Annotated in this window: 9 protein-coding genes; 1 reads left to right on the top strand and 8 read right to left on the bottom strand. The window is 49.3% G+C overall.

Annotated features, from left to right (window positions below):
- Positions 1-206: 206 nt before the first annotated feature.
- Entirely contained in the window at positions 207-1,013 is an 807-nt protein-coding gene (locus tag DWW13_RS17495; protein ID WP_005924756.1) for a helix-turn-helix domain-containing protein, read from the top strand.
- A gap of 61 nt (positions 1,014-1,074) precedes the next feature.
- Here the strand turns inward: DWW13_RS17495 and DWW13_RS17500 are convergent, their stop codons facing one another.
- From DWW13_RS17500 to DWW13_RS17535, 8 genes are all read right to left on the bottom strand, one after another.
- On the bottom strand, positions 1,075-2,037 hold the full coding sequence (locus DWW13_RS17500) for a DUF3658 domain-containing protein (protein ID WP_005927687.1): 963 nt from the start codon (positions 2,035-2,037) through the stop codon (positions 1,075-1,077).
- 29 nt (positions 2,038-2,066) lie between these two features.
- Positions 2,067-2,444, bottom strand: coding sequence for a TnpV protein (locus tag DWW13_RS17505; protein WP_005927690.1), 378 nt, complete (start codon positions 2,442-2,444; stop codon positions 2,067-2,069).
- Positions 2,404-2,676 carry a helix-turn-helix domain-containing protein gene (locus DWW13_RS17510; RefSeq protein ID WP_002593556.1) on the bottom strand — a complete coding sequence of 91 codons (273 nt, stop codon included), beginning with the start codon at positions 2,674-2,676 and terminating at the stop codon, positions 2,404-2,406. The genes DWW13_RS17505 and DWW13_RS17510 overlap by 41 nt, the downstream gene beginning before the upstream one ends.
- Before the next feature lie 281 nt (positions 2,677-2,957).
- Entirely contained in the window at positions 2,958-4,583 is a 1,626-nt protein-coding gene (locus DWW13_RS17515) for a recombinase family protein (RefSeq protein WP_118720713.1), read from the bottom strand.
- Between the two features lie 127 nt (positions 4,584-4,710).
- Positions 4,711-4,905: a transposon-encoded TnpW family protein gene (locus DWW13_RS17520; RefSeq protein ID WP_002594231.1), complete on the bottom strand. Its 195-nt coding sequence runs from the start codon at positions 4,903-4,905 to the stop codon at positions 4,711-4,713.
- Complete coding sequence (locus DWW13_RS17525) at positions 4,902-5,756, bottom strand: ATP-binding protein (RefSeq protein ID WP_002594232.1); 855 nt, start codon at positions 5,754-5,756, stop codon at positions 4,902-4,904. The genes DWW13_RS17520 and DWW13_RS17525 overlap by 4 nt, the downstream gene beginning before the upstream one ends.
- Entirely contained in the window at positions 5,753-6,493 is a 741-nt protein-coding gene (locus DWW13_RS17530) for a replication initiator protein A (protein WP_002594233.1), read from the bottom strand. Before DWW13_RS17530 ends, DWW13_RS17525 begins: the two co-directional genes overlap by 4 nt.
- Before the next feature lie 130 nt (positions 6,494-6,623).
- Positions 6,624-7,010 (bottom strand): cysteine-rich VLP domain-containing protein, encoded by a 387-nt coding sequence (locus DWW13_RS17535; protein WP_002594234.1) that lies wholly within the window; start codon positions 7,008-7,010, stop codon positions 6,624-6,626.
- Positions 7,011-7,134: the final 124 nt, after the last annotated feature.

The raw sequence follows: 7,134 nt of genomic DNA on the forward strand, positions 1-7,134 counted from the left end.
GGGAAGCATATCCCACACAGGCTGGTCATTCGATTGGAATAATCCATCGATGAACTACCTGTATCATAGAACATTTTTGTGCCCTGTGCCGTATGTCCACAAAGTAGGAATTAAGGGTAAAAATCAGAAATTTCCACGATTACGGAAAGTGTGATATAATCCAGATAAGCGGCAGCAATGAAACCGTTGGAAAGGAGCGTGTGCCCATGAAAGGAGCAACAAGCATACAGGAACGCCTTTGGGAACTCCGCAAGGACAAAGGCTTAAATCTGGAAGAACTATCAAAACTAACGGGTATTTCTAAATCAGCCCTTGGCAGTTATGAAAAAGAAGATTTTAAGGAAATCAATCATGGCAACCTTATCACGCTGGCAGACTTCTATGGGGTTTCCGTCGATTATCTGCTGTGCCGGACAGAGAACAGGGAGCAGATCAACACGCCACTGACGGAGCTGCATTTGAACGATGAAATGGTTGCACTTCTGAAAAGCGGTCGGATCAACAACCGTCTGCTCTGCGAACTTGCCACCCATAAGGACTTTATCAAGTTTCTTGCGGACATTGAGATTTATGTGGATGGGATTGCCACCATGCAGATTCAAAACCTCAACACCCTTGTCGATACTGTCCGACATGAAATCATAGAACGGTATCGCCCTGGCGAAGATGACCCACATTTGAAAGTGCTGCAAGCCGCCCATATCAGTGATGATGAATATTTCAGCCACATGGTTCTGGATGACCTAAACCTGATTATCCGGGATATTCGGGAAACCCATAAAAAGGATAGTGAGAGTGCGCCCCAGACCACTGTTGCCAATGAACTGAAAGAAAATCTGGAAGCGGTCGAAAATTTCAAGGGCAGCCGTTTGGAAAAACTGGCAGTGCTTTACTGCAAGCAGCTCGGTATCAACTATAAAAATCTGTCAGATGAAGAATTTCGCTGGCTTATTCGGATTCTCCAAAAATCAAAGAAAACGGGAACGCCTATCAACCAGAGGAAAAAACGGTAAAGGAAAACCGCTGTTGCATGGTTTGTTGGATTCCATGTAGCAGCGGTTTGTGCTGTGGTTATTACTTCATTCGTTTTCTTAATATTCGGCGATAATTTGTTTCTCCCTTTGGTGCGTCCTGTATAATTTCCAACACACCATCTTCAAGCATTTTATCAATGCGATTGGAAATCCATACATCACTAATTCCAAGTTGATATTTTCCTAAAACATTACCTATGACAATAGCCATTTTGAATTGCTCTGGCTGTTCCGCAATTTCACGAAGAATGAAACTATCATATATATCTTCTGAAACGCTTTGCAATTTACCATTTAACATTGCACGCAAAGGTGCATTTTCATTTTGAAGTTGATTCCATTTCATAGCACAAGCTGAAAGAAATACAGGATTAGCTTTCTCTTGTAGAGTTATATAGTTTCCCCATTCGCCAGGAGAGACCTCGCCCCATGCTATTTTGGATGTCATAGTATTTTCTTTTCCATATTCCCATGTAGGTAACTTAACCAAATAAATTGTTGTCTGGCAGTTTAAGGGTTGAAGTTGTTTCATAAGCCAATACATACCACAAAGCTCATCTGGATTATAGCTATACCAAATGCGAATTTCTTCCCCAGCTACATATCGTTCAATCACTGAGGTCAATGTAGTTTTAATTTTCTGTATTTTTTCTTCAACCTGATAATCTAAATCCTCTACAAAGCAGACAGACAGCATTTTCTTGAAAACATTTTTCCGCTGTTCGCCAATTCCATTATCAGAAATATCTCCCACACTAAGAGCCATATCAAAACAATAAACATCACAGCTCTTGCCTCCCAATGGAATAGCATTCTCCCAAGCAATGCGTTCTTGTTCCTGTGCTTGAAGCTGTGCTTTTTTCATTTCATCTGAAGATGGAACACTCCCGTCTTCATGCCTCATAAATATTGAAACAGCACTTCCTCTATACTTTCCCTTGCCGTAAGTTTGGGCAATTTTCAAACTTCCACAGGCACTTTCACCAAATACAATTTCAATCATCTTATATACCTCCGATTTAATTGCTCCCGTTATGAATAAATCATCTCATGCAAAACAATTTCTTCTGCCCGGTTATGAATGTTATTGCAACGCTGCACCCATTCCATTTGGTGGGTACGCTTCAATTCCTCGGTTACGCCCTCGGCAGTTTTCATCTGCTCCATGATGGTGTCTAACCGTTCCTGTGCCTGTTCGTTCAGGTCTGCAAGATATGTCCACAATTCCCCGGTCAGTATCAATGTATTCAATCTGGCTGGGTGGACTTCCCTTAAATATTCCCGGTGCATCCGTCCGTACTTTCCGATAGGGCGGTGTTCCTCCGGCAGTTTCAAGTCCGGGATGTAATAATCTCCGACAAGGATATAATCAATTCCGTTTTCCGTTATTCTTGGTTTCAATTCGCTCATGTTCCTTACCTCCTGTGGAAGCAGGCTCGTCTGGTACTAACTCAATCACATCGGTAATCTCACAATTCAGCGTTTCGCAGATACGGGCTAATGTATCCATGCTGATGTGCTTTCCCTCTTTGCTCATGTTGGCAATCATATTTGTTGTCATACCAGCGGCAAGCCTTAAATCCTCTTTTCTCATATCACGCTCTAACAGTGTGTGCCAGAGTGGCTTATAGCTGATGTGCATATTGTTTTCCTGCCTTTCTATCTATACCACCGGGGCGGCTGCCCCGGCAGGAACTTTTCTCTTATTATAGCACCAATCTTGTGAAATCACAATTTATTCTTGTAGCCTGCCGCTGATACCGTCTGGATTGTGCTTTTCCTTTCGTTTTTTGTTCCAACTAATTAGCCATGAACTGCTTCATGCCCTGGCTCTTTGCTTATGTGTGATAAAGAAGTAATAGAAGTGTAAAAAATTTTGCCGTTCCTATCCGGCACATGAGGTATGTCGGATAGGTCGGGCGGTTAGGTGTCGGGCAGTTCTACCTTGCCGACAAAAGAATAATAGATTTCGATTTCCTGTCTGCGTAACTTGCCCCGGCGTTTCCCGTCAAGGGCAACGCTTTCATGGACAACGATTTTCTCCACAAACTCCCGCAGCAGAGTAGGGGTAAGTTCTTCAATGGTAGTGTGCCTGCGTACCACATTCATAAACTTTTCAGCGTTTGCGGTGGCTTCCTGCGCTTTGGAAAGTTCTTCCCGCAGTCTGGCGGCACGTTCTTTCAGTTCTTTCTGCTCGGCTTCATAGTCTGCCGACAGCTCTGTGAAACGCTCGTCCGATATGCGCCCGGTTACGCTGTCCTCATACAGCCGCTTGAAGATAGCAGATAACTCGGCTATGCGTTTCTCGGCGGCTTCCAGCTCCTTTTTCTTGGCGGCGTTCCTGCGTCTGTCCCCGTCCTCATTCTGCTCGATTAAAAGCTTCATAAACCGGGCTTCATGCTTTGCCGCATAGCTGGTAACTTTCCGCAGATTGGAGAGTACGCCAGCGGTCAAGAGGTCAGTGCGGATAAAGTGCGCTGTGCAGTCGGCGGTGCGTTTCTTGTAGCTTCCGCAGATATAACAGTCCTGCTTGCGCTTGTCCGTCTGGTATCGCTGCTGGTACATGACGCTGCCGCAGTCGGCACAAAAGAGTATGCCGGAGAACAAGCCCACTTCGTCATAACGGTTGGGGCGTTTGCGCTGCTTGCGTAACTCCTGCACCCGTTCCCACGTTTCCCGGTCAATGATAGGCTCATGGTGGTTCTCAAAAACCGCCTGCTTTTCCGGGGGATTTTCTATGCTGTGTTTCAGCTTGTAGGACGGCTTCTCGGTCTTAAAGTTTACCAGACAGCCCGTATATTCCCGGTTTTCCAGCAGATGAACCACGGTATTGGTCGCCCACTTGCACTCATAGCCGGGGTGGTAGCGGCGGGTGCTGCCCGTCCTGCGGTATTCCAGCGTCCCCGGCGTGGGGATTTGCTGCTCGGTCAGCATACGGGCTATCTTGGTCGGACCGTTCCCGGCAAGGCAAAGGCTGTAAATCTGCCGTACCACCGGGGCGGCTTCCTCGTCAATGATAAAGTTTTCGTCCTCGTCCATGAGGTAGCCATAGACGGGCTTGCTTGTGATGGGCTTTCCGCTCATGCCCTTAGAGCGTTTTACTGCCTTGATTTTCTTGCTCGTATCTCTCACCAGCCATTCGTTAAAAATGTTCCGCAGCGGGGCAAAATCATTTTCCCCCTGTGCGCTGTCCACTCCGTCATTGATAGCGATGAAGCGGACACCTTTCTGTGGGAAAATCATTTCTGTGTACATTCCCACCTGTAAGTAGTTTCGCCCTAACCTCGACATATCCTTGACGATAACTGTCCCGACTTTCCCTGCTTCAATGTCTGCAAGCATGGCTTGAAATCCGGGTCTTTGAAAGTTCGCACCGGAATAACCGTCGTCGGTGTACCAGCGCAGATTAGAAAATCCATTCTGTTTGGCATAGGTTTCCAAAATCCTCTTTTGGTTGGAAATGGAATTGCTCTCGCCTTGCAGCTCGTCCTCATGGGACAGTCTTGGGTAAAGGGCGGTAATGAGTTGCTGGGGGGTCTGTCTTAACATAAATTCCTCCGTTTCCGACAGCCAGCCCCACTATTCCGTACCTTGATTGTACCACATGGGGCGGCTGTCTGTATAGCGGCAAAAGCGTCAAATCTGCTTCTTTACGGTCGGTAAAAATGACGGTTTTTCAATCAGGCTTATCACAGGTCAAATATCCGGCGGCGGCTTCTGCTTCCAGCACTTTCATCATCTTGTCAGCGGCGGTGTCGGTCGCCCCCTCCTTGAAAAAGCCAGACACCACAAGGATTGTGTTGCCTATCCTCGTTTCGGTCACGCAGTCCGGGCGGCGGGCAGGGCGTTTGTTTCTCTGGGTGTCGGTCATAGGCAAATCTCCTTTCCGGCAAGCAGCCGTTTCAGCTGTTCCATTTTTCCCTGTGCGGCGGCTTTCCTCAAATTCTCCCCGGTAAAGCAGAGAGGGGAACACATTTCAAGCAGGCGGTCATAAATCCGGGCGTGGGCGGTGTCCTCCGGGTGCTGCAATTCCTCCAGCGTGAGGTTGGTCGTCACAATCAGCGGCTTCCTGCTCCGGTAGCGGCTGTCAATCACATTGTAGACCTGTTCCAGACCGTATTCTGTGCCACGCTCCATTCCAAAATCGTCAATGATGAGCAGGGGGAAGCTGCAAAGGCGGGAAATATATTCGTTCCTGCCCGCAAAGCTGGCGGCAAGGTCGTTTAATATTGCTGCAAAGTTTGTCATGCACACCGGGACTTCCTGCTCCATGAGGGCGTTTGCAATACACCCGGCAAAATAGCTTTTCCCAGTGCCTACCCTGCCCCACAAGAGCAGCCCGTAGTTCCCGTCCTTTATCTGTTCCCAGCGTGCCACATATCCGGCGGCGTTCTTCATCTGCGGGCAGCTGCCGTTATCGTTGGCAAATGTCCAGTCCTGCATGGTCTTGTCTGTAAAGCCCTGCCGTTTCAGCCGTTCCACCGTTTCAAGGTGGCTGCGCCGCTTCTCGGCGGCTTCCCGTTCCTTACGGGCTGCCCGCTGGCAGTCGCACTCTGACGGGTGGCGGTCACGCCCGAAAAAGGTCTTGCCCTCCGGGAAATAGGCTTCTTTGGGTTTCCGGCATTTGCCGCAGTATAAAAGCCCGTCCTCCCCGGTGTAATCCTCCGGCTCGGCTGTGGTGTCGGTCATAGGCAGTATGGTGTTGTGGATTGTATCGGTCATAGGCTTTCTCCCTCCTTGAATGAATAGTCCGGTATGCCTTTCTTTGGCTTCTCTTTGGCAGCGTCCTCCTGCGCCCACTTGTAAATGGTGGCTGCATGGCTCTGGTACTGCTTCCCGGTGGAAGCGATGTGGCAGGAAAGGCGGTCAAGGTAATACTCCCACTTGCCGGGGAAGTCCTGTTCCAGCTCCAAAAGTTCTGTGTCAGAAAGAAATACATTTTTATATCTGCCATAAGCGGCGGGGGGCTGCCCCTCACTCGCTCCTTTTGTTTGGCTCTCTATTAGGTTGTTTATATTAGTTTGGTTAGGGGACGGTTTTCCGACCGTCATAAGGTCAGTTTTCCGGCTGTCAGTTGGTCGGTTTCCCGCCCTTATGAGGGGCGGTTTTCCGTCCGTCAGTTGGTCGGAAAACTGTACCACTGGGATAGGCGGCACTTTCACATACAGACGGTTGGCGGCAGAAAAGCCCGTCCGTCTGCGTTCCAGCAGCCCGGCAGCGTCCAGTTCGTTCAGTGCGCCCTTTATGGTGGTGCAGCCTTTATCCAGCATTTCCGCTATCTCTGCTATGGGGTAGACAATGTATGTCCGTCCCTCGCTGTCCTGCCAGCCGTTCTTCTGCGAAAGGGTGGAACGGTCTAACAGCAGCGCATATAACTCTCTTGCGGTGTGGGATAGGTCTGTTTCCAGCAGGAAACGGGGGTAAGGCAGGTAAGCGGGCAGCTCCGTTCCTGCGGTCATATAATCAGCGATAGGGTTCACCTCCTTGTGGTGTCTGTCTGTGGGTTCTGTTACGCTTTTAGGGGGCGTTTTTAAGGGAAAAGGATAAATGTATCACGCACCCTTTGACACCCTCCAAAAAAGCCTTGATTTATGCGGGTTTGAAATGCCCTAAAGCGTGACATTTCTCCCTTTGTTTCCGCTTCCGTTTGGCGGCGTTTATCCGCTTCATGCGTCCGGCGCAGTCCGGGCAGTATTTCCCCCGGTTGGATTTTGGGAAGAAGAACGCCCCGCAGACAGCGCAGCGTTTCCGGCTTCCCCGGCGCAAGAGGGCGGCTTCCAGTGCTTCATCAAGGGGCAGGACAGCGGCGGTAAACCAGCGGCAGAGCAGCGAATAGCTGATACTCTGTACACACACGCAAGGCTCGCCGTCCTCCAACAGCAGGCAGTTCCCGCTGTCATAGTTGCAGCACTCATGCACAAGGCGGCGGGCTGCCCGGTACTGGCGGTAGTCCATGCGGGGGATATTACCGTTCATGGCTCTGCTCCTTTCTGCGCTGCGGCTCGCTCCGGCGTAAAATCTGGTCGATATTGCCCTTGACAGTCTGCAAGCGGCGGTACTCCTCCCGTTTTGCCCGGTAATCGTTGTAGCCGCTGTTTTT

The sequence above is a fragment of the Blautia sp. AF14-40 genome (assembly GCF_003479665.1).
Taxonomy (GTDB): domain Bacteria; phylum Bacillota; class Clostridia; order Lachnospirales; family Lachnospiraceae; genus Fusicatenibacter; species Fusicatenibacter saccharivorans.